1 protein-coding gene is annotated in these 733 nt (G+C 76.7%); it reads right to left on the bottom strand.

The genetic code is table 11. The features are described 5' to 3' along the window. On the bottom strand, positions 1-733 hold a 733-nt coding region (locus tag ACYVE9_RS29480; protein WP_461030931.1), incomplete at both ends, for an FtsX-like permease family protein.

Here is a 733-nt window from a genome sequence, read left to right as displayed (position 1 = left end):
GCCCGCGCCGACGCCGCTGGACCGGCCCTGCGCGTCCACCAGCCACCGGCCCACCCACACGCCCGCGCCGGTGCCCAGTACCGCCGCGGCCAGCGCGGTGAACCCCGCGGCGGCCACGATGACCGAACTGATCTGGCGCGGCGTCAGGCCGATGGCCTTGAGCGCCAGCAGGTCGCGGGCCCGGTCCCGGACGCTGGTGCCGATCATGGTGAGCAGTTCGGTCAGCCCGATCAGGGCGAGCACCACGATCACCCCGACGATCACCCCGCGGGCCGGGCCGAGACCGCCCTCGGGCGGCGGCATTCCACGGACCTCAAGGGAGCCGCCCGCCGCCTCCGCCAGCTCGGCCGCGACCCCGTCCGGCTCGGCGTCCGGTCGCAGCAGCACGTGGTGGAAGGCCGGGCGCAGCTCCGGGTCGCGCTCGCGCAGGGTGTCGAGCGACGCGGAGACGACGCGGCCGCCGCTCTCCGGTTCGATGGTCCGGCCGACGATGTGCAGCACCTGCGGCTGCCCCTCGACCGTCATCCGCACCCAGTCGCCGATCCGCACGCCGAGCAGGTCGAGCAGGCCCTGACCGGCGACCGCCTCGTCCGGGCCGTGCGCCGCCCGGCCCTCGACCACGTCGAAGGGGTACGGGTCGCGCGCGGTGCCCAGGCCGCGCAGGGTGATGGTGCCGGTCTGGCCGGGCACCAGGGCGGACACCTCCACGCCGGGGTGCGCCGCCGTGACGTCC

It is taken from the genome of Streptomyces sparsus, assembly GCF_054776295.1.
This window is presented reverse-complemented; position numbering and strand designations above follow the sequence as displayed.